The organism is Nocardioides coralli, assembly GCF_019880385.1.
Lineage (GTDB): Bacteria > Actinomycetota > Actinomycetes > Propionibacteriales > Nocardioidaceae > Nocardioides > Nocardioides coralli.
In genome coordinates this window covers 2,161,732-2,181,613 of record NZ_CP082273.1, presented here as the reverse complement: position 1 = coordinate 2,181,613, position 19,882 = coordinate 2,161,732, and the positions used below count along the sequence as shown (strand labels likewise).

The window sequence follows — 19,882 nt, the reverse complement described above, 5'->3', positions numbered from 1 at the left end:
AGCAGTCCCAGCCCGTCCAGCAGTCCCGGCCGCAGCCGAGCGAACCAGCCGTCCCCAAGCCGCAGCCGCGGCAGGTGCAGTTCGACGACGACGACCTGGACGTGCCTGACTTCCTGAAGTGACGCTCCGACTGCACGACCGGATCGAAGGCGGCCTCGTCGTCGAGGTCGCCTTCACCGAGCGTGCGCTCGACCTCGGTGACCGGGCCGACGCCGACGTACGCCGGGCCGGCCTGGAGGCCGTCGCCACGGCCACCGGCGCGACGCCGGTGATCATGCGCCAGGTCCACGGCGCCGACGTCGAGCGCATCGACGCGGTGCCGGCGGAACCACCCGTCGCCGACGGCCTGGTGACCACTCGTCCCCACGTCGCCCTCCTCGCGCGTGCGGCCGACTGCGTGCCCGTCCTGCTCGGCGACCCCGATGCCGGGGTCGTGGCGGCCGTCCACGCGGGTCGGCAGGGCCTGGTGGCCGGCGTGGTCCCGGCGTCGGTGGAGCAGATGCGGGCGCTGGGGGCCGAGCAGCTCACCGCCTGGGTCGGACCCTCGGTCTGCGGTGCGTGCTACGAGGTCCCCGACGAGATGCGCTCGGCCGTGGCCGCCGCCGTCCCCGAGGCCTGGTCCACGACGAGCTGGGACACCCCCGCGCTCGACCTCGGTGCCGGCGTCCGGACCCAGCTGGCCGCGGCCGGCGTCGGGACGGTCCACGAGGCCGGGGCCTGCACCCTCGAGGACGAGGCCTACCCCTCCCACCGCCGCGACGGCGACGCCGCGACCCGCTTCGCCGGCGTGGTCTGGATGCACCCGTGAGCCGGGCCGACGACGTGCGCGCCGGACTGGGGCGGGTGCGCGACCGGATCGACCGGGCCGCCGCCGAGGCCGGACGCGACCCCGCAGCGGTCACGACCGTCGTGGTCACCAAGTTCTTCCCCGAGTCCGACCTGCGCATCCTCGCCGACCTCGGAGTCCGCCACGTCGGCGAGAACCGTCACCAGGAGGCGGTCGAGAAGGTCGCCGCCTGCGCGGACCTCCCGCTGACGTGGCACTTCATCGGGGGACTCCAGAGCAACAAGGCGGCGGCGGTGGCGTCCTACGCCCACGTCGTGGAGTCCGTCGACCGGGCCAAGCTCGTGCGCGGGTTGCAACGTGGTGCACACGAGCACGGACGCACGCTCGAGGTGCTGCTGCAGGTGAGCCTGGACCCGCCGGACGCCGACGGTCGGGCGGGGGCCGATCCCAGCGAGCTCGAGGCGCTGGCGACCCAGGTCGAGGAAGCGGGATCGCTCCAGCTGCGCGGCCTGATGGCGGTGGCGCCGCTGGGGGAGGACCCGACGGCCGCGTTCGCGCGGTTGCGCAGGATCCGTGAGGAGTTCGTGGCGTCCCGTCCGGGCGCCACCACGCTGTCCGCCGGCATGTCCGGTGACCTGGAGACAGCTGTCCGTGCCGGTGCGACACACGTGCGCGTCGGCTCCGCAATCCTCGGTCCGCGGCCGGGGGACAAGTAATGTCACACACACCAACAGCGCCCTCGTGGGCGCCGGGACACCGGAGGATGACGACGTCATGAGCGGCGCGATGCGCAGGATCGGCGAGTACCTCGGCCTGCTCGAGGACACCGGCCGGTACGACGACTACGACAGCGACTACGAGACCGCCGACACGCCGTCGGTCCCTGGCCGGTCCTCGGCGATGGAGTCCCGACCCGCCCCTGTGTCCGACCTCTCCGAGCGGCGCAAGCCGGGCTCGGGACCGACTGGAATCGTTGCCGAGATGTCGCGTATCACCACCCTGCACCCCCGTACCTACAACGAGGCTCGCACCGTCGGCGAGAACTTCCGCGAGGGGGTGCCGGTGATCATGAACCTCTCGGAGATGGACGACAACGACGCCAAGCGGCTCGTGGACTTCGCTGCCGGCCTGGTGTTTGCCACGCGTGGCAGCATCGAGCGCGTGACCAACAAGGTGTTCCTGCTCTCGCCCCCCAACGTGACCGTCGCTGCCGAGGACAAGCAGCGCCTCGCCGAGGGCGGTTTCTTCAACCAGAGCTGAGCGCCGGGTGTATGTCGTCGGGCAGATCCTCCATGGTCTGCTCTGGGCCTTCATCGCACTGCTGTGGATCCGGTTCATCGTCGACTGGGTCCAGGTCTTCGCGCGCTCGTGGTCACCGAGCGGCTTCCTGCTGGTGGTGCTCGAGATCGTCTACTCGGTCACCGACCCGCCGATCAAGGCGCTGCGTCGGGTGGTCCCGCCGCTTCGGCTCGGCTCCGTCGCGCTCGACCTCAGCTTCATCATCGTCCTCATCGGCGCCTACCTCTTGCTGGTGGTGGTGGAGAGGGTCCTACTCGTGTGACGTGCCTGCGCCGGTCTCCCTGACCGAGGGGAGGTCAGGCGCTATTGTTCCCAAGACAGAGCTTCTGCAACACCGATCAATGAATTGGGTGAGGTCATGCCGCTGACGCCTGAGGACGTGAGCAACAAGCGCTTTACTCCCGTTCGCCTCCGTGAGGGCTACGACATGGGAGAGGTCGACCAGTTCCTCGACGAGGTGGAGGCCGAGCTCGCGCGGCTGACGAAGGAGAACGACGACCTGCGGTCGAAGTTGTCCGCGGCTCAGTCGGGTGCTCCGGTCACGGCGCCGACGCCGGTGGTGGAGAAGCAACCCGAGCCCGAGCCGGAGCCGGAGCCCGAGCCGGAGCCCGCCCCCGCCGCACCGGTGAGCGCGGCAGCGTCGTCGTCGGTGGAGACCCTCCGCGTCGAGACCGTGCCCGAGGCCTCCAGCGCCGCGGCACGACTCCTCGAGATCGCCACGCGCAATGCTGACGAGCTCGTCGAGGAGGCCAAGAACGAGGCCGACCGCATCGTCGGTGAGGCGCGGACCAAGGCCGAGCGGATGGACTCCGAGTCCAAGGGGAAGGCCGACCGGCTCGAGGCGGACGCACGGCGTCGCGCCGAGATGCTCGACGGTGAGACCGCCGAGCGTCGCCAGCAGATGTTCGGCGACCTCGAGCGCGAGCGCGACAAGCTCAAGGGCGAGGTCGAGAACCTGCGGTCCTTCGAGCGCGAGTACCGCGCCCGGCTCAAGTCCTACTTCACCCAGCAGCTCGAGGCTCTGGACTCGCCGGGTGAGGGCATGGCGTCCTCGGGCCACGGCGACCCGCAGCCCAAGCGGCTGCGGTCGATCCTCGGCGACGAGGAAGGCTGAGCCGCACACAGGAGAGCAGCGAAGCGACGTCACCGGGCCCGGCTCACCCCCCAGGGTGAGCCGGGCCCGACGCTTGTGCCGCGATGGCTGCGGAGGGCGCCCGCCTGGGCGTGGCCTCCTTGAAGCGACCCCCTGCGCGGGCTACTGTTCCGCCGACACTGTGGCGGCCGCCACGCGTGGCACGGGATGAGGAGGCCCCCAGTCATGGCTCGGAGCACCAGGAGGTCGATCGCCGGCTCGGCGGTGTCGGCCGCGCGGAAGGCGATACGTCGCAAGTCGTCCGGCTCGGCGAACGGCGCCCGCACGGGCAGCACCACCGCGCAGGCTGCGAAGACGGCGAAGCAGGCCCCCCAGAAGGCGGCGAAGCAGGCTGCCAAGAAGACGGCGCCGGCCACCAAGAAGGCTGCGGCAGCGGCGACCGCGGCCAGCAAGAAGGCTGCCAGCAAGAAGGCGGCTCCCGCGAAGAAGGCGCCCGCGACCAAGGCATCGGCCAAGAAGGCGCCCGCGACCAAGGGCGCGGCCAAGAAGTCGCCGGCCAAGAAGTCGCCGGCCAAGAAGTCGCCGGCCACGAAGTCGGCGGCGAAGAAGGCGGCACCGACCAAGACCGCTACGGGTACGAAGGCGGCCGCGAAGAAGACGGCCACGAAGGCGGCACCGACCAAGAGGGCCGCGGGCAAGAAGGCAGCCCCGGCCAAGAAGGCGACCGCGACCAAGTCCGCACCCGCCACGAAGGCGCCGGCCACGAAGAAGTCGGCCACGAAGAAGTCGGCCAAGGCAGCACCTGCCGCGAAGTCGGGCAAGAAGGCCGCCACGAAGGCTGCTGCCAAGAAGGCGGCCACGAAGGCCCCTGCCAGGAAGTCGGCGGCCAAGAAGGTCAGTCCGCTGGTCGTCAAGGCCGGGGAGAGCGCCTGGACCAAGGCGGAGATCAAGGAGGTCCGCGACGAGCTGACCGAGATCCGGGACAAGGTCGCCTCTACCCTCGCGGAGCAGGAGGAGGAGCTGGCGGGGCTGATGCGCGACTCCGGTGACGGCGCCGGGCACGACCAGGCCGACATGGGCGCCACGAGCTTCGAGCGTGACCACGAGCTCACGGTCGTCAACAACGAGCGCGAGAAGCTGGCCCAGATCGACCGCGCGCTGGCGCGGATCGAGGACGGCACCTACGGCATCTGCGAGTCGTGCGGCAACCCCATCGGCAAGATGCGGGTGATGGCCTTCCCCCGTGCCACACTGTGCATGACATGCAAGCAGCGCGAGGAGCGTCGCTGAGCGACGCCGACAACCCCGGTCAGGAAGCCCCGCAGACCCCCTCACCGCGACTGCTGGGTCTCTTCGGCGTCGTGGCCGTCGTGGCGTACGCCGTCGACCTGGTCACCAAGCAGCTCGCCGTCACCCGGCTGGCCGACGGTGACGTCGCCGTCCTCGGCGACTGGTTCGTGCTCCACCTGACCCGCAACCCGGGCGCGGCGTTCAGCACGGGGACCAACTACACCGTCGCCCTCAGCTGCCTCGCGATCGCCGCGGTGCTGGTCGTGCTGTGGTTCGCGCGGAGGATCGGCACGCCGGGCTGGTCGCTCGCGCTGGGCCTGCTGCTCGGTGGTGTTGCCGGCAACCTGACCGACCGCCTCTTCCGCGAGCCGGGCCCGCTGCGTGGCCATGTCGTCGACATGTTCATGCTGCCCCACTGGCCGGTGTTCAACGTGGCCGACATCTGCATCAACGTCGCCGCCGCGCTGATCCTGCTGCAGACCTTCCGCGGTGTGGCCCTCGACGGCAGGCCGCGCGAGGAGGAGTCCGCGACGTGACCCAGGCCGATCACCGCACGCTCGCGGTTCCCGAGGGTCTGGAGGGGGAGCGGGTCGATGCCGCCCTGGCCCGGATGTTCGGGCTCTCCCGGACCCGCGCGGCCGATCTCATCAGCGACGGCCACGTCCGCGTCGACGGCGCCGAGGTGGCCAAGAGCCACCGCGTGGAGCCCGGCACCCTGCTCGAGGTCAGCATTCCCGTCGTGAGTGACCCGCTCGAGGTGGTCCCCGAGATCGTCGAGGGCATCAAGATCATCCACGACGACGACTCGATCGTCGTGATCGACAAGCCGGTGGGCGTCGCCGTCCACCCGTCGCCCGGGTGGTCGGGACCGACGGTGGTCGGTCACCTGGCGGGTGCGGGTTTCCGCATCGCGACCAGCGGCGCGTCCGAGCGGCAAGGCATCGTGCAGCGCCTCGACGTGGGGACCTCCGGCGTCATGGTGATCTGCAAGTCAGAGCACGCCTACTCGCTGCTCAAGAACGCCTTCCGGCGCCGTGACGTCGAGAAGACCTATCACGCCCTGGTCCAGGGTCACCCCGACCCGCTCGAGGGGACCGTCGACGCCCCGATCGGCCGGCACCCGAAGTCGGACTGGAAGTTCGCCGTGATGGCCGACGGTCGTCACAGCGTCACCCACTACGAGACGCTCGAGGCGCACCGGTTCGCCAGTCTGCTGGAGATCACTCTCGAGACCGGCCGCACCCACCAGATTCGGGTCCACATGCAGGCGCTCAAGCACCCGTGCGTCGGCGACCTCACCTACGGGGCCGACCCCGTGCTGGCCAAGCGCGTCGGACTCGAGCGACAGTGGCTCCACGCCGTGCGGCTGGGTTTCGAGCACCCCGACACCGGGGACCGGGTCGAGTACGAGTCGACCTACCCTGACGACCTCCAGCACGCGCTCGACGCGATCCGCGATGCCCACTGACCAGGTCGAGCTGCGCCCCGCGACGCTGGACGACGCGCCGACGCTGGCCGACCTGCACGTGGACTCCAGGGAGGGGAACGTCGGCAGCCTGCCGCCGATGGTGCACGACCGGTCGAGCGCCCACCGCTGGATGCGCGACCGGTTGGCAGGCGACACCCGCGGGTGGGTGGCCGAGCGTGCCGGGCGGGCGGTCGGCTACCTGGCGACGACCGACGGCTGGCTGGACGACCTCTACCTGGCGCCGGGGGAGACCGGGAACGGCGTCGGGGAGGCGCTGCTCGGCGTCGCCAAGGCGGAGCTGCCGGACGGCTTCTGCCTCTGGGTGTTCGAGTCCAACGAGGGTGCCCGCCGCTTCTACCGTCGCCATGGCCTCATCGAGCTCGAGCGCACCGACGGCTCGGGCAACGAGGAAGGTGCTCCCGACATCCGCATGGCGTGGCCGGGACGGGACCCACTGGCGTTCCTGCGCGGCCTCATCGACGACGTCGACGACGAGCTGGGTGACCTGCTCGCCCGGCGCCACGCGCTGACGCGGGCGACCCAGGAGGTCAAGCCGTCCCGCGAGCGCAGCCCGGAGCGCGAGGAGGAGATCGTGCGGCGGCTGGCTGCACGGGCCCCTGAGCTGGGGGAGGGGCGAGTCGCGCGGATCGTGCACGCGATCATCACCGAGAGCCTCGACGCCGCGGACGGCGCGAGGGGGGACCAGGGCGGTCGTCAGGTGTCACCAGGGTGACACTGGCCGAGCGCGCCGCTGTGTCCTGGGTCAGCCCTGTTGCGCGTTCTCCCAGAGCCCGAGCACGTTGCCCTCGGGATCGGCGAAGTAGGCGGTGAAGCCCATGTCACCGACCGGCATCTTGCCCACGACCTCGCTGCCGCCGGCGTCCTTCACCTTCGACAGGGCGTCGTCGATGCTCTCGACGTCGATGACGATGTTGGGGCCCTTGGCCGGGAACTCGTCGCTGCGCTGGAACATCCCTCCGTTGATGAAACCGCTCTCGGTGGGGCCGGTCTCCTGGTCCGAGGGGCCGGTCGAGACCATGGTGTAGCTCAACTCAGGCATCGGCATGATCTGCCAGCCGAAGGCGTCGCCGTAGAACTTCCCCGCCCGGTCGCTGTCGTCGAACGGGATCTCGAAGTGCACTACCTTTCCGGACACTGCTCTCTCCTCTTGATCGGCACTCCCCGCCGCCGACACCTCCAGCCAACTCCCCTGTGGGGCCGACGTCAACGGCGGGTCTGCCGGTGCCTGTCCCCGGACTGTCGTAGGCTTCGAGTCCTTCCCCCAGCGACACCCCGCGGCGCCCGGCGTCGTGGCCCCTGCCTGCTCGTCCGAACCCCCGAGGGGAGTGCCCAGACCACCGATGGCCGGCTCGTCCAGCGACTCCTTCGCGCACCTCCACGTCCACACCGAGTACTCCATGCTCGACGGCGCGGCGCGGCTCGACGACCTCTTCCGGCGGACGGCTGAGCTGGGGATGGGCTCCATCGCCATGACCGACCACGGCAACGTGTTCGGGGCCTACGAGTTCTGGTCCAAGGCCAAGGCCCACGGGGTCAAGCCGATCATCGGCATGGAGGCCTACTTCACCCCCAACACCTCCCGCTTCGAGAAGAAGCGGGTGCGCTGGAACGACGGCGGCCAGGACGACGTGTCGGGGTCGGGCTCCTACACCCACATGACGCTGCTCGCCGAGAACACCACGGGCATGCACAACCTGTTCCGCCTCAGCAGCCGGGCCAGCATGGAGGGCTACTTCTACAACGCCCGGGCCGACCGGGAGCTGCTCGCCGAGCACGGCGAGGGACTGATCGGCACCACCGGCTGCCCCTCCGGCGAGGTCCAGGTCTGGCTGCGGATCGGCGACTACGAGAAGGCGCGCCAGGCGGCCGGCGACTTCCAGGACATCCTCGGCCGGGACAACTACTTCCTCGAGCTCATGGACCACGGGCTCGGCATCGAGAACCGGGTGCGCGACGGCCTGCTCCGGCTGAGCAAGGACCTCGGCATCCCACCGATCGCCACCAACGACTCCCACTACGTGCTCAAGGAGCACGCCGCCTCCCACGAGCACCTGCTGTGCGTCTCCTCCGGCAGCGTGATGAGCGAGCCGCCCTACGAGAAGGGCGGCAAGCGGTTCGCCTTCCAGGGCGACGGCTACTACATCAAGTCCGCCGCCGAGATGCGCGAGCTGTGGGGTGAGCGCAACGGGCTGCCCGAGGCCTGCGACAACACGCTGCTGATCGCGGAGCGGTGCGACGTCTCCTTCAGCGAGGGCAACGGCACCTTCATGCCGCGCTTCCCGTGCCCGCCGGGGGAGAACGAGGACTCCTGGCTGGTCAAGGAGGTCGACCGGGGGCTGCTGGCCCGCTACCCGGGCGGTGTCCCCGACGTCGTACGCCGCCAGGCCGACTACGAGATCGGCGTCATCACCCAGATGGGCTTCCCGGGCTACTTCCTGGTCGTCGCCGACTTCATCAACTGGGCCAAGGACAACGGGATCCGGGTCGGTCCCGGGCGGGGTTCGGGGGCCGGCTCGATGGTCGCCTACGCGCTGCGGATCACCGAGCTCGACCCGCTCGAGCACGGCCTGATCTTCGAGCGCTTCCTCAACCCCGACCGCGTCTCGATGCCCGACTTCGACATCGACTTCGACGAGCGTCGCCGGGGCGAGGTCATCAAGTACGTCACCGAGAAGTACGGCGACGACCGGGTCTCCTACATCGTCACCTACGGCACGATCAAGGCGAAGCAGGCCGTCAAGGACTCCTCGCGGATCCTCGGCTACCCGTTCGCCATGGGTGACCGGATCACCAAGGCGATGCCCCCGGCGGTGATGGGCAAGGACGTCCCCCTCAAGGGCCTGTTCGACCCCGCCCACGGACGGTTCGGCGAGGGCGGTGAGTTCCGGGCTCTCTACGACAGCGACGGCGACGTCAAGACGGTGGTCGACACCGCCATCGGCCTCGAGGGGCTCAAGCGGCAGTGGGGCGTCCACGCCGCCGGCATCATCATGTCGAGCGAGCCGCTGCTCGACGTCATCCCGCTGATGAAGCGGCCGGCCGACGGCGCCATCATCACCCAGTTCGACTACCCGACGTGCGAGTCGCTGGGCCTGATCAAGATGGACTTCCTCGGGCTGCGCAACCTCACGGTCCTCGACGACGCGGTGAAGAACGTCGAGGCCAACCGCGGTGAGGTGCTGGTCCTGGAGGACCTGCCCCTCGACGACCAGCCCTCCTACCAGCTCCTCGGCACCGGCAACACGCTCGGCGTCTTCCAGCTCGACGGCGGCCCGATGCGTGGCCTGCTGCGCCTCATGCGGCCCGACAACTTCGAGGACATCTCGGCCGTCCTGGCCCTCTACCGTCCCGGCCCGATGGGCGTGGACTCCCACACCAACTACGCCCTGCGCAAGAACGGCAAGCAGGAGATCACGCCGATCCACCCCGAGCTCGAGGAGCCGCTCGAGGAGATCCTCGGCACGACGTACGGACTGATCGTCTACCAGGAGCAGGTCCAGAAGGTCGCCCAGAAGGTCGCGGGCTACAGCCTCGGCCAGGCCGACCTGCTCCGCCGCGCCATGGGCAAGAAGAAGAAGGAGGTGCTCGACGCCGAGTACGTCCCCTTCTCCGAGGGCATGCGGGCCAACGGCTACTCCGACCGCGCGATCAAGGCGCTGTGGGACGTGCTGGTCCCGTTCTCCGACTACGCGTTCAACAAGGCGCACACCGCGGCCTACGGCCTGATCTCCTACTGGACCGCCTACCTCAAGGCGCACTACCCGGCCGAGTACATGGCCGCGCTCCTGACGTCCGTCAAGGACGACAAGGACAAGATGGCCATCTACCTCAACGAGTGCCGCCGGATGAAGATCAAGGTGCTCCCGCCCGACGTCAACGAGTCGCAGGCGACCTTCACGCCGGTCGGCGACGACATCCGCTTCGGGCTGACCGCCATCCGCAACGTCGGGAGCAACGTCGTCGCGGCGATCGTCGAGGCCCGGGAGGAGCAGGGCCGCTACACCGACTTCAACGACTTCATGGGCAAGGTGCCGGCGCTGGTCTGCAACAAGCGCGTGATCGAGTCGCTGGTCAAGGCCGGTGCGTTCGACGACATGAAGCACCACCGTCGTGCCCTGGTCCACGTCCACGAGACGGCCGTCGACCAGTACGTCGACATCAAGCGCAACGAGGCGATCGGTCAGGACTCGCTCTTCGACGGCCTCGGCGACGACGGCGACTCGGGCTTCGGGATCGCGGTGACGATCCCCGACATCGACGAGTGGGACAAGATGACCCTGCTGGGTCACGAGCGCGAGATGCTCGGCCTCTACGTCTCCGACCACCCGCTGCTCGGACTCGAGCACGTGCTGTCCAAGGGCACCGACTGCACCATCGGGCAGCTGATGCTCGACGAGGACCGTGCCGACGGCAGCCCGATCACCATCAGCGGGCTCGTCACCGGCGTCCAGCGCAAGATCACCAAGCGGGGTGACACCTGGGCGATGGTCACGCTGGAGGACCTCGACGGCGCGATCGACGTGCTCCTGTTCCCCAGCGCCTACCAGCTCGCCAGCACGCTGCTCACCGAGGACGCGATCCTGACCATCCGCGGCCGGCTGTCCCGCAGCAAGGACCAGCCCGAGATCCACGCGCAGGAGGTCACCGTTCCCGACCTGAGCGACGGTCCCAGCGGCCCGGTCGTGGTGAGCCTGCCCTCGACGCGGTGCACCGCTCCCGTCGTCGACCACCTCAAGGAGGTCCTCGGCAGCCACCCGGGCGTGACGGAGGTCCACCTGCGGCTGCTCTCCCGGGGGACGACCACCCTGCTCCGCCTCGACGACCGCCTGCGGGTCTCGCCCACACCGGCCCTGTTCGCCGATCTCAAGCAGCTGCTGGGGCCCGGGTGTCTGCAGAGCTGAGCGAGCAGACCCACCCCACGCCCCACGTCTCACGCTGGTGGTTGCTGCGCGACGTCACGCTGGTGCTCGCCTTGTTCGCCGTCGGGGGAGCGCTGTGCGGCGTGCTGTGGGAGTGGTGGTGGACCGCACCGAGCGGGAGCGTCGCGGACGGGACGTGGTTCCCCGATCTCGAGGGGGTGCGCGGGGTGTTCTCCGGCACAGCCCTCTACGTCGTCGTGGGCGCCGTCGGCGGGCTGGTCCTGGGCGCTGCGTGCGGGTGGCTCTTCGACCGGGTGGAGCTGGTCACGCTGGTCGCGGTGGCGGTCGGAGCGACACTCGCCGGGTGGTTGATGCTGTGGGTCGGCACGGCCCTCGCTCCACCCGACCCGCAGCTCGCGGCGGCCTCGGCACCCGACGGCACGCGACTCCCGGGGACCCTCGCAGTGTCGGGCGACAGCCCCTTCGCGGCGTTCCCGCTCGGGGCCACGGCAGGACTGGCGGCCGTCTTCATCGGACTCGCGCCAAATCGGCGGTCCCGCGGATAGCGCGGCCGCCCGCGAGTAGAGTTCTGGCATCAGGAACCGGCGGGTCTCGCCGTGCGTCCCAGTCTCGAGTCCTAGCCAGGGAGAACCCATGTCCAGCACCCCTCCGCCGACCTCCGGTTCCGGCGGCCCCGAGTTCCTCGAGCCCGAGAGCGGCGACCCGATCGCCCGGTCTCGCGAGGGCCGTGACGGCCGGCGTACCGCGCTCCTCGCCGGTGCCGCCGCGGCCGGCCTGGCGCTGGTCGGCGGCGGGGTGTGGGCGACCATGTCCTTCCTGGCCTCCGGCCCGCAGCCGGCCGAGGCCCTGCCTGCCGGCACGATCGGCTACGTGAGCATCGACCTCGACCCCAGCGGTGAGCAGAAGATCGAGGCGTTCCGCATGCTCGACAAGTTCCCGGCCCTGCGGGAGGAGCTGGACGGCTTCGACGCCGACGACGACCTGCTGGAGCTCGCCTTCGAGGACATCGAGAAGGAGTGCGACGGCCTCGACTACACCGAGGACGTCAAGCCCTGGCTCGGCTACCGGTTCGCCGTCGCCGCGGTCGACCTCGGGGAGGAGCGTCCCACCCCGGTGGGCGTGGTGCAGGTGACCGACGCCGACGCAGCCCGCGACGGCCTGGCGAAGCTGCGCGAGTGCGCCGGCGAGGACGAGGGCGGCTGGGTGGTCGAGGGTGACTGGGCCGTCGTCGCCGAGACCGAGGACCTCGCCCGTGAGGCCAGCGCCGCCGCCGCCGACGGCTCGCTCGCCGACGACGCGGACTTCCAGCGCTGGACCGAGGAGGTCGGGGACCCGGGTGTCATGACGATGTACGCCGGTCCCGAGCTCGGCCGGCACCTGGCCGACCTGGCCGCCAACCCGTTGACCCCCCTCAGCCCCCTGGGTGGGATGACGCTCGACGCCGAGCCCGGCCTCGCGGAGCCGGACGTGCCGGTCGAGCCCGAGGTCCCCGAGGAGATGGCCGAGGCCCTGGAGTCGTTCGAGGGCATGGCAGCGACCGTGCGCTTCTCCGACGGCGCCCTGGAGTTCGAGGCCGTCGCAGGTGGGGGTGACGTCTCCCTCGACGCCTTCGCAGCCACCGGCGCCGGAGACGCGGTGGGTGCGCTGCCCGCCGATACCGCCGTCGCCTACGGACTGTCCCTGCCCGAGGGCTGGCTGACGGCGATGCTCGACTTCTTCCGCGAGTACACGGGCGAGTCCGCGAGCGTCGAGGAGCTGCTCACCCAGTTCGAGGCCCAGACGGGGGTCTCCGGTGACGACGTCGAGGCACTGCTCGGTGAGTCGGCCGCTCTCGGCATCGGCAGCGACTTCGACCCGGAGGCCTTCTTCGGTTCCGCGGACGGCAGCGGCGTCCCGATCGGGGCGAGGATCACCGGCGACAGCGAGCGCGTGCAGGAGGTCCTGGGCAAGCTGGCCGACCAGGCCGGCGGCGCGGCGACCTTCCTGGCCAACGACGCGGACGGCGACGTCGTCGCGGTCGGCCCCAACGCCGACTACCGCAAGCAGCTGCTCGAGGACGGCGGCCTGGGAGACACCGAGGTCTTCCAGAACGTCGTGCGCGAGGCCGACCAGGCGGGTGCGGTGTTCTTCGTGAACTTCCGCGCGGGTGACTGGCTGCAGAACCTGTCGAGCAGCGACCCGGAGGTCGCGGAGAACCTGGAGCGGCTCGAGGGGCTGGGCGCCAGCAGCTGGATCGACGACCAGACCTCCCACGTGGTCTTCCGCGTCACGACCGACTGACGTCTCAGGAGGAGGCGCGGCCGATCTCCGCCACGGTCCCACCCGTGACCGCGAGGAGATCGGCCGGCGTCAGCTCGACGTCGAGGCCGCGCCTGCCAGCTGAGACCAGGACCCTCGGGTGGTCGAGGGCCGAGCGGTCGACCACCGTGGCCAGCTGACGCCGCTGGCCGATGGGCGAGATGCCCCCGGCGACGTACCCCGTGGCGCGCTCGGCCTCGGCGACGTCCGCCATCGCAGCCCGCGGCGCCCCGACCGCACGGGCCAGCGCCTTGAGGTCGAGCAGGGTGGAGACCGGGACGATGCCCACCACGAGCCTCGCCCGGGCGCCGGGCCGCGGATCCAGCGCCGTCACGAGCGTCTTCAGGACACGCGCGGGGTCGACGCCCAGGGCCTCCGCGGCCTCCAGGCCGTACGACTCGGCCCGGGGATCGTGCTCGTAGGGCAGCAGGCGGTAGTCGACGCCCGCACGGTCCAGCGCCACGGTCGCCGGTGTACCGCCGGTCCTACGCTTCGCCATGTCCACATCCTCTCGCCAGCCGGACGTTGAGGTGCGGGGGCCGCGCCCGCCGGACGTTGAGGTGTGAGGGCCGTCAAGGCCCGAGCCTCGAAACGCCCGGCCCTTCCACGGCTACTCGCCGCGTGCCTTTGCGTGCTCGCTTGCGTGGTTTCGACTCGCTCGCGCGCCTTCGCAGGCTCAGGCGCGTCGCTCGCTCAACCTTCACTAGCCACGGGAATGCGCTCGTTCCTCGCGCATTCCCTGCTAGTTCGGGGACCAGCGGGTGCGGGCGACCTCGGTCGCCGGCAGCGAGGGGATCACGTTGATGGCGCGCAGCTCGGCACGCAGCAGGTCGCACACCAGCGTCAGCCGGGTGGCGGCGTCGTCGGCCTCCAGCAACGCTTGCCGGTCGGGCATCGGCAACGGCGCGACCGCGGCCAGCGTCCACGACAGGTACGCGGGGTCCCGCGGCAGCGCCTCGGGGTAGGGGTCCTCGCGGATCGCGGAGACGGCCGCCCGGTAGCCGGTGAAGACCGCGCGGGCGATGTCTGCCAGACCGTCCGCCTCCTCGCCCTCGCCGTCCGGGCGGGTGCTGACGTCCCCGACTGGGAACGGCCCCGACGTGTCGAGCCCGTGCAGCTCGAAGCGGTCCAAGGCCACGCCCAGCAGCGTGTAGGTCCCGTCAGGCTGCGCCTCGACCTCCGTCATCTGGACCCGGCAGCCGACACGGTAGAGCGACTGGTTGCCGTGCTCCCCGACCTCGTAGCCCTCGCGTATCGCCACCGACCCGAACACCCGGTCCACGGGGTCGGGCACCTCGAGCAGGTGCTCGACGAGCGCCCGGTAGCGGTCCTCGAAGACGCGCAGCGGGACGGTGACGCCGGGGAACAGCACGGAGCTCAGCGGGAACATCGGCAGCCGGTCGGTCACATGTCGAGACTAGGCCCCCACCGTCCGTTCCCCGGTGCGCCCGCGTCGCGGTGTGTGCCCGAACCTAGAATCGGGTCATGCTCATCCGGCGCATCGACCTCCGCGGAGCCGACGGCTCCTTCGACTACCGCGCGGTCGTGCCGCGCGCGGAGCTCGACGTCGAGGCGGCCACCCATCAGATCCGCCCCGTCGTGGAGGCGGTCCGGACCGACGGCGTCGCGGCCATCCGCGAGTTCTCCCAGCAGTTCGACGGCGTGGCACCGGTCGACATCCGGGTCCCGACCGAGGCGCTCGAGCAGGCGCTGGCCGAGCTGGACCCCGTGGTGCGGGAGGCGCTCGAGGTGTCCGTCGCCCGGCTGCGCGCGACGTGCGAGGCCGAGCTCGAGCAGGACGTCACCACCGAGCTGGCGGCTGGGGCCGTCGTCACCCACCGCAAGGTGCCGGTCGACCGCGTGGGTCTCTACGTCCCGGGTGGCCTGGCGCCCCTGGTGTCGAGCGTCGTGATGAACGTCGTACCCGCCCAGGTGGCCGGCGTACGCTCGCTCGCCCTGGCCAGCCCCCCGCAGCGCGAGCACGGGGGTCTGCCGGCGCCGACCATCCTCGCTGCCTGCGCGCTCCTCGGGGTCGAGGAGGTCTACGCCGTCGGCGGTGCGCAGGCAGTCGCGATGTTCGCCTACGGCGCCGGTCCGTGTGCCCGCGTCGACCTCGTGACGGGTCCCGGCAACATCTGGGTGGCGGCGGCCAAGCGGTTGCTGCGCGGCGTGGTCGGCATCGACTCCGAGGCGGGTACGACCGAGATCGCCGTGCTCGCCGACGACAGCGCCGACCCGGCCTTCGTGGCTGCCGACCTGATCAGCCAGGCCGAGCACGACCCCGCGGCAGCCAGCGTGCTGGTGACCGACTCCGAGACGCTGGCCGACCAGGTCGTCGTCGAGCTCGACAAGCAGGTCGCGGTGACCCGCCACGTCGAGCGGATCACGACGGCCCTCGGTGGCCAGCAGTCCGGCATCGTTCTCGTCGACGACGTCGAGCAGGGCCTCGCGGTGGTCAACGCCTACGCCGCCGAGCACCTGGAGATCCAGACCCGCGACGCCTCAGCCGTCGCCGCGCGGGTCCGCAATGCCGGTGCCATCTTCGTCGGCCCGCACGCGCCGGTGAGCCTGGGCGACTACTGCGCCGGGTCCAACCACGTCCTGCCTACCGCGGGCTGCGCCTGTCACTCCTCGGGACTCAGCGTCCGGGCCTTCCTGAGGTCGGTCCACGTCGTCGACTACACCCGCGAGGCGCTCGCAGAGGTGGCACCCCACGTGGTCGCCCTGGCCGAGGCCGAGGACCTCCCGGGCCACGGCCAGGCGGTGTCGGTGCGGCTGGACGAGGACCGGTGACCGGCTGGCCACCGCTGCGGGACGACCTGCGCGGACTGGCGCCCTACGGCGCCCCGCAGCTCGACGTGCCCGTCCAGCTGAACGTCAACGAGAACCCCTACGGCCCCAGCGAGAAGTGCGCCGCCGACATCGCCCGGGCCGTCGGGGACGCCGCGGCGACCCTCAACCGCTACCCCGACCGTGAGTTCACCGAGCTGCGCGAGGCGCTGGCTGGCTACCTCAACGGCTCGGGCGGATCGGGCATCACCCCCGACATGGTGTGGGCGGCCAACGGCTCCAACGAGGTCATGCTGCAGCTGCTGCAGGCCTTCGGCGGCCCCGGCCGCTGCGCGCTCAGCTTCGCGCCGACGTACTCCATGTACCCGGAGTACGCCCGTGACGCCGTCACCGAGTGGGTGGTCGGCCACCGCGAGGACGACTTCACCCTCGACCTCGACCACGCGCGGTCCCTCGTGCTGGAGCGACGGCCCAGCGTGGTGCTGCTGCCGAGCCCCAACAACCCGACGGGCACGGCGCTCCCGCCGGAGGCGGTGTCGGCGCTCTGCGAGGCGGCCGGTGACGGGTTGGTCGTCGTGGACGAGGCGTACGGCGAGTTCCGTCGGGCCGGCACCCCGAGCGCCCTCGAGCTGCTGCCGCTCCACCGCAACCTCGTGGTGACGCGCACGATGAGCAAGGCGTTCGCGCTCGCGGGTGCCCGCGTCGGGTACCTCGCCGCCGACCCTGCGATCGCCGACGCGATCCGGGTGGTGCGACTGCCCTACCACCTCTCCGCCGTCACCCAGGCGACCGCGATCGCCGCCCTGCGCCACGCCGACGAGCTGCTGGCCAAGGTCGACGAGCTGCGCGAGGAGCGCGACCGTACCGTCGCGTGGCTGCGCTCCCGGGGGCTGACCGTCGCCGACAGCGACGCCAACTTCGCCCTGTTCGGAACCTTCGCGGACCGGCACGAGGTGTGGCAGCAGCTGCTGGACCGCGGCGTGCTGATCCGGGAGACCGGTCCGTCCGGATGGTTGCGGGTGTCGATCGGCACCGCGCAGGAGATGGAATCATTCAGGGCAGCACTCACCGAGGTGCTGGACACCCCGCACGAGGAGGAGCTCCGATGAGCCGCACCGCCAGGCTCGACCGCGAGACCAGCGAGTCGAAGATCCACGTCGAGCTCGACCTCGACGGCACCGGCCGGCACGACGTGTCGACCGGCGTCGGCTTCTACGACCACATGCTCGCCTCCTTCGCGCGCCACGCGCTCGTCGACCTCGTCGTGCACGCCTCCGGCGACACCCACGTCGACGCGCACCACACCGTCGAGGACAGCGCCATCGTGCTCGGCCAGGCGATCCGCGAGGCCCTCGGCGACAAGGCCGGGATCCGCCGCTTCGGCGACGCGACCGTGCCGCTCGACGAGGCGCTGGTGCACGCGGTCGTCGACGTCTCCGGACGGCCCTACTGCGTCCACACCGGTGAGCCCGACGGGCAGGCCTACGCCCTCATCGGCGGCGGGGCCGGCAACGTGCCCTTCGCCGGCTCCCTCACCCGCCACGTGATGGAGACGCTGTCGTTCCACGCCCACCTCGCGCTCCACGTCCGGGTGCTGTCGGGCCGCGACCCCCACCACCTCGTGGAGGCCCAGTTCAAGGCGTTCGCCCGTGCCTTCCGCGAGGCGGTCGCCCACGACCCCCGCGAGCTCGGCGTGCCGTCCACGAAGGGCACTCTGTGACCGCACCTCAGGTCGCCGTCCTCGACTACGGGTCCGGCAACCTCCGCTCGGCTGTGCGCGCCCTGGAGCGTGCCGGGGGAGAGGTGACGCTCACCGACGACTTCACGACCTGCCTGGAGGCGGACGGTCTCGTCGTCCCCGGCGTCGGGGCGTACGCCGCGTGCATGGCCGGGCTGCGCGCGGTCAAGGGTGACCGCCTGATCGGCCGCCGTCTCGCCGGCGGTCGACCCGTCCTCGGCATCTGCGTGGGCATGCAGGTGCTCTTCGAGCGCGGGGTGGAGCACGGGGTCGAGACCCCGGGGTGCGACGAGTGGCCGGGCACCGTCGAACGGCTGCAGGCACCGGTGGTGCCCCACATGGGCTGGAACATCGTCGAGGTCCCCGACGGCACCACGCTCTTCGCGGGGATCGAGGACGAGCGCTTCTACTTCGTGCACTCCTACGCCGCCCGGAGCTGGGACCTGGTGACGGGCAGCCTGACCCGGGCGCCGCTGGTGACGTGGTCCGAGCACGGCGGCGACCGGTTCGTCGCCGCGGTCGAGAACGGTCCCCTCTCGGCCACGCAGTTCCACCCCGAGAAGTCGGGGGACGCGGGGGCACGACTGCTGCAGAACTGGGTGAACACACTGTGAGCGACTACCTCGAGCTGCTGCCGGCCGTCGACATCGCCGGCGGCCAGGCGGTGCAGCTGGTGCAGGGCGTGGCCGGCTCGGAGAAGCGGTTCGGCGACCCGATCGAGGCCGCGCTGCGCTGGCAGGAGGCCGGTGCGGAGTGGATCCACCTGGTCGACCTCGATGCGGCGTTCGGTCGCGGCCACAACCGCGAGCTCCAGGCGAAGATCGTCGGCACCCTGGACATCGACGTGGAGATGAGCGGCGGTATCCGCGACGACGAGTCGCTGGCCGCGGCGATGGCGACCGGTTGCCGTCGCGTCAACATCGGCACGGCCGCCCTCGAGCAGCCCGAGTGGTGTGCCCGGGCCATCGCCGACCACGGCGACCGCGTCGCCGTCGGCCTCGACGTGCGCGGCCGGACCCTGGCGGCCCGTGGCTGGACCCGCGACGGCGGTGACCTCTACGAGGTGCTCGCGCGGCTCGACGGGGAGGGCTGCGCGCGCTACGTCGTCACCGACGTCAACAAGGACGGCATGCTGCAAGGGCCCAACCTCCACCTGCTGCGCGACGTCTGTGCGGCCACCGACCGACCGGTGGTGGCCAGCGGCGGCATCACCGAGCTCGCCGACCTCGAGGCGCTGATGGGGCTCGTCGGCGACGGGGTGGAGGGTGCCATCATCGGCACGGCCCTCTACGAGGGCCGCTTCGAGCTTGGCGAGGCCCTGGCCCTGACGAGGGGCGCATGAGCCTCGCCGTCCGCGTCATCCCGTGCCTCGACGTCGACGCCGGGCGCGTGGTCAAGGGCGTGAACTTCACCGACCTCCGCGACGCGGGCGACCCGGTGGAGCTCGCGCGGCTCTACGACGCCGAGGGCGCCGACGAGCTGACCTTCCTCGACATCTCCGCCTCCCGCGAGGGCCGCGCGACCACGATGGAGATCGTGTCGGCCACCGCCGAGCAGGTCTTCATCCCGCTCACCGTCGGCGGCGGGGTCGGCAGCGTGGAGGCGGTCGACCGGCTGCTGCGTGCCGGTGCGGACAAGGTCGCGGTCAACACCGCGGCCATCGCCCGCCCTGAGCTGGTCGCCGAGATCGCGGACCGGTTCGGCAGCCAGGTGCTCGTGCTGTCGGTGGACGCCCGACGGGCGGCCGGCACGGATTCGGGCTTCGAGGTCACCACCCACGGCGGTCGTACGTCCGCCGGGCTCGACGCGCTCGCCTGGGCGGCCCGCGGCGCGGAGCTGGGCGCGGGGGAGATCCTGCTCAACTCCATGGACGCCGACGGCACCACCGACGGGTTCGACCTCGAGCTGATCGAGGCGGTACGCCGGGAGGTCACCATCCCCGTCGTCGCAAGTGGGGGAGCGGGCAGGGTCGAGCACTTCCCGCCGGCCGTCGGGGCCGGCGCCGACGCCGTCCTGGCCGCCACGGTGTTCCACTTCGGCACGCTTCGGGTCAGCGAGGTCAAAGAGGCGCTGGCTGGCGCCGGTCATCCGGTTCGCTAGTCGACTGCTGCTGGTCGGTCGGCCTATGTCCGTCGGCGCGGGTGTGCCGTGGCCGGCAGGGACTCGCCGGGCCGCCGATCCATGCGCGCGTTCCCGGAAGGAGGCACCCCTGTTGCGG

21 protein-coding genes are annotated in these 19,882 nt (G+C 71.2%); 18 read left to right on the top strand and 3 right to left on the bottom strand.

The features are described from left to right. Nucleotides 1-118: 118 nt before the first annotated feature. The 9 genes from pgeF to K6T13_RS10595 all read left to right on the top strand — a co-directional run bounded on the left by pgeF (nucleotide 119) and on the right by K6T13_RS10595 (nucleotide 6,670). A complete protein-coding gene (gene pgeF / locus K6T13_RS10635; protein WP_222894554.1) occupies nucleotides 119-808 on the top strand; it encodes a peptidoglycan editing factor PgeF in 690 nt (229 codons plus the stop codon). Continuing rightward, nucleotides 805-1,503 (top strand): YggS family pyridoxal phosphate-dependent enzyme, encoded by a 699-nt coding sequence (locus tag K6T13_RS10630; RefSeq protein WP_222894553.1) that lies wholly within the window; start codon nucleotides 805-807, stop codon nucleotides 1,501-1,503. Before pgeF ends, K6T13_RS10630 begins: the two co-directional genes overlap by 4 nt. 58 nt (nucleotides 1,504-1,561) lie before the next feature. Beyond that, on the top strand, nucleotides 1,562-2,047 hold the full coding sequence (locus K6T13_RS10625) for a cell division protein SepF (RefSeq protein WP_222894552.1): 486 nt from the start codon (nucleotides 1,562-1,564) through the stop codon (nucleotides 2,045-2,047). Between the two features lie 7 nt (nucleotides 2,048-2,054). Continuing rightward, the gene (locus K6T13_RS10620; protein WP_222894551.1) at nucleotides 2,055-2,348 is read left to right on the top strand and encodes a YggT family protein; all 294 of its coding nucleotides are present in this window, start codon (nucleotides 2,055-2,057) and stop codon (nucleotides 2,346-2,348) included. A 96-nt stretch (nucleotides 2,349-2,444) separates the two neighbouring features. Next, nucleotides 2,445-3,200, top strand: a complete 756-nt coding sequence (locus tag K6T13_RS10615) for a DivIVA domain-containing protein (RefSeq protein WP_222894550.1) — start codon at nucleotides 2,445-2,447, stop codon at nucleotides 3,198-3,200. Between the two features lie 204 nt (nucleotides 3,201-3,404). After that, nucleotides 3,405-4,469, top strand: a complete 1,065-nt coding sequence (locus K6T13_RS10610; protein WP_222894549.1) for a TraR/DksA family transcriptional regulator — start codon at nucleotides 3,405-3,407, stop codon at nucleotides 4,467-4,469. After that, entirely contained in the window at nucleotides 4,442-5,005 is a 564-nt protein-coding gene (gene lspA / locus K6T13_RS10605; RefSeq protein ID WP_222894548.1) for a signal peptidase II, read from the top strand. The genes K6T13_RS10610 and lspA overlap by 28 nt, the downstream gene beginning before the upstream one ends. Then, on the top strand, nucleotides 5,002-5,937 hold the full coding sequence (locus tag K6T13_RS10600) for an RluA family pseudouridine synthase (protein ID WP_222894547.1): 936 nt from the start codon (nucleotides 5,002-5,004) through the stop codon (nucleotides 5,935-5,937). Before lspA ends, K6T13_RS10600 begins: the two co-directional genes overlap by 4 nt. Next, nucleotides 5,927-6,670, top strand: a complete 744-nt coding sequence (locus tag K6T13_RS10595) for a GNAT family N-acetyltransferase (RefSeq protein WP_222894546.1) — start codon at nucleotides 5,927-5,929, stop codon at nucleotides 6,668-6,670. The genes K6T13_RS10600 and K6T13_RS10595 overlap by 11 nt, the downstream gene beginning before the upstream one ends. A gap of 30 nt (nucleotides 6,671-6,700) precedes the next feature. Here the strand turns inward: K6T13_RS10595 and K6T13_RS17450 are convergent, their stop codons facing one another. Beyond that, nucleotides 6,701-7,093: a VOC family protein gene (locus K6T13_RS17450; RefSeq protein ID WP_249423730.1), complete on the bottom strand. Its 393-nt coding sequence runs from the start codon at nucleotides 7,091-7,093 to the stop codon at nucleotides 6,701-6,703. A 205-nt stretch (nucleotides 7,094-7,298) separates the two neighbouring features. Between K6T13_RS17450 and dnaE the strand changes: the two genes are divergently transcribed. The 3 genes from dnaE (at nucleotide 7,299) to K6T13_RS10575 (ending at nucleotide 13,118) form a co-directional block, all read left to right on the top strand. Further along, nucleotides 7,299-10,859 carry a DNA polymerase III subunit alpha gene (gene dnaE / locus K6T13_RS10585; RefSeq protein WP_222894544.1) on the top strand — a complete coding sequence of 1,187 codons (3,561 nt, stop codon included), beginning with the start codon at nucleotides 7,299-7,301 and terminating at the stop codon, nucleotides 10,857-10,859. Next, on the top strand, nucleotides 10,844-11,383 hold the full coding sequence (locus tag K6T13_RS10580; RefSeq protein ID WP_222894543.1) for a hypothetical protein: 540 nt from the start codon (nucleotides 10,844-10,846) through the stop codon (nucleotides 11,381-11,383). Before dnaE ends, K6T13_RS10580 begins: the two co-directional genes overlap by 16 nt. 88 nt (nucleotides 11,384-11,471) lie before the next feature. Continuing rightward, on the top strand, nucleotides 11,472-13,118 hold the full coding sequence (locus K6T13_RS10575; protein ID WP_222894542.1) for a DUF3352 domain-containing protein: 1,647 nt from the start codon (nucleotides 11,472-11,474) through the stop codon (nucleotides 13,116-13,118). 4 nt (nucleotides 13,119-13,122) lie between these two features. Here K6T13_RS10575 and ybaK read toward each other — a convergent pair whose 3' ends face one another. Together ybaK and K6T13_RS10565 are read right to left on the bottom strand one after the other, a co-directional pair. Next, nucleotides 13,123-13,635 carry a Cys-tRNA(Pro) deacylase gene (gene ybaK / locus K6T13_RS10570; protein WP_222894541.1) on the bottom strand — a complete coding sequence of 171 codons (513 nt, stop codon included), beginning with the start codon at nucleotides 13,633-13,635 and terminating at the stop codon, nucleotides 13,123-13,125. A 243-nt stretch (nucleotides 13,636-13,878) separates the two neighbouring features. Further along, nucleotides 13,879-14,544, bottom strand: a complete 666-nt coding sequence (locus tag K6T13_RS10565; RefSeq protein WP_222894540.1) for an LON peptidase substrate-binding domain-containing protein — start codon at nucleotides 14,542-14,544, stop codon at nucleotides 13,879-13,881. Between the two features lie 77 nt (nucleotides 14,545-14,621). On the opposite strand from K6T13_RS10565, the gene hisD reads away from it, so the two are divergent. From hisD to hisF, 6 genes are read left to right on the top strand one after another with little or no spacing between them, the layout of a single operon-like run. After that, nucleotides 14,622-15,929 (top strand): histidinol dehydrogenase, encoded by a 1,308-nt coding sequence (gene hisD, locus K6T13_RS10560; RefSeq protein WP_222894539.1) that lies wholly within the window; start codon nucleotides 14,622-14,624, stop codon nucleotides 15,927-15,929. Next, a complete protein-coding gene (locus K6T13_RS10555) occupies nucleotides 15,926-17,035 on the top strand; it encodes a histidinol-phosphate transaminase (RefSeq protein WP_222894538.1) in 1,110 nt (369 codons plus the stop codon). Before hisD ends, K6T13_RS10555 begins: the two co-directional genes overlap by 4 nt. Beyond that, on the top strand, nucleotides 17,032-17,646 hold the full coding sequence (gene hisB, locus K6T13_RS10550) for an imidazoleglycerol-phosphate dehydratase HisB (protein ID WP_222894537.1): 615 nt from the start codon (nucleotides 17,032-17,034) through the stop codon (nucleotides 17,644-17,646). The genes K6T13_RS10555 and hisB overlap by 4 nt, the downstream gene beginning before the upstream one ends. Next, nucleotides 17,643-18,278 (top strand): imidazole glycerol phosphate synthase subunit HisH, encoded by a 636-nt coding sequence (gene hisH / locus K6T13_RS10545; protein ID WP_222894536.1) that lies wholly within the window; start codon nucleotides 17,643-17,645, stop codon nucleotides 18,276-18,278. Before hisB ends, hisH begins: the two co-directional genes overlap by 4 nt. Further along, nucleotides 18,275-19,006, top strand: coding sequence for a bifunctional 1-(5-phosphoribosyl)-5-((5-phosphoribosylamino)methylideneamino)imidazole-4-carboxamide isomerase/phosphoribosylanthranilate isomerase PriA (gene priA, locus K6T13_RS10540; protein WP_222894535.1), 732 nt, complete (start codon nucleotides 18,275-18,277; stop codon nucleotides 19,004-19,006). The genes hisH and priA overlap by 4 nt, the downstream gene beginning before the upstream one ends. After that, the gene (hisF, locus tag K6T13_RS10535; protein ID WP_222894534.1) at nucleotides 19,003-19,764 is read left to right on the top strand and encodes an imidazole glycerol phosphate synthase subunit HisF; all 762 of its coding nucleotides are present in this window, start codon (nucleotides 19,003-19,005) and stop codon (nucleotides 19,762-19,764) included. The genes priA and hisF overlap by 4 nt, the downstream gene beginning before the upstream one ends. The last annotated feature ends 118 nt before the right edge of the window (nucleotides 19,765-19,882 follow it).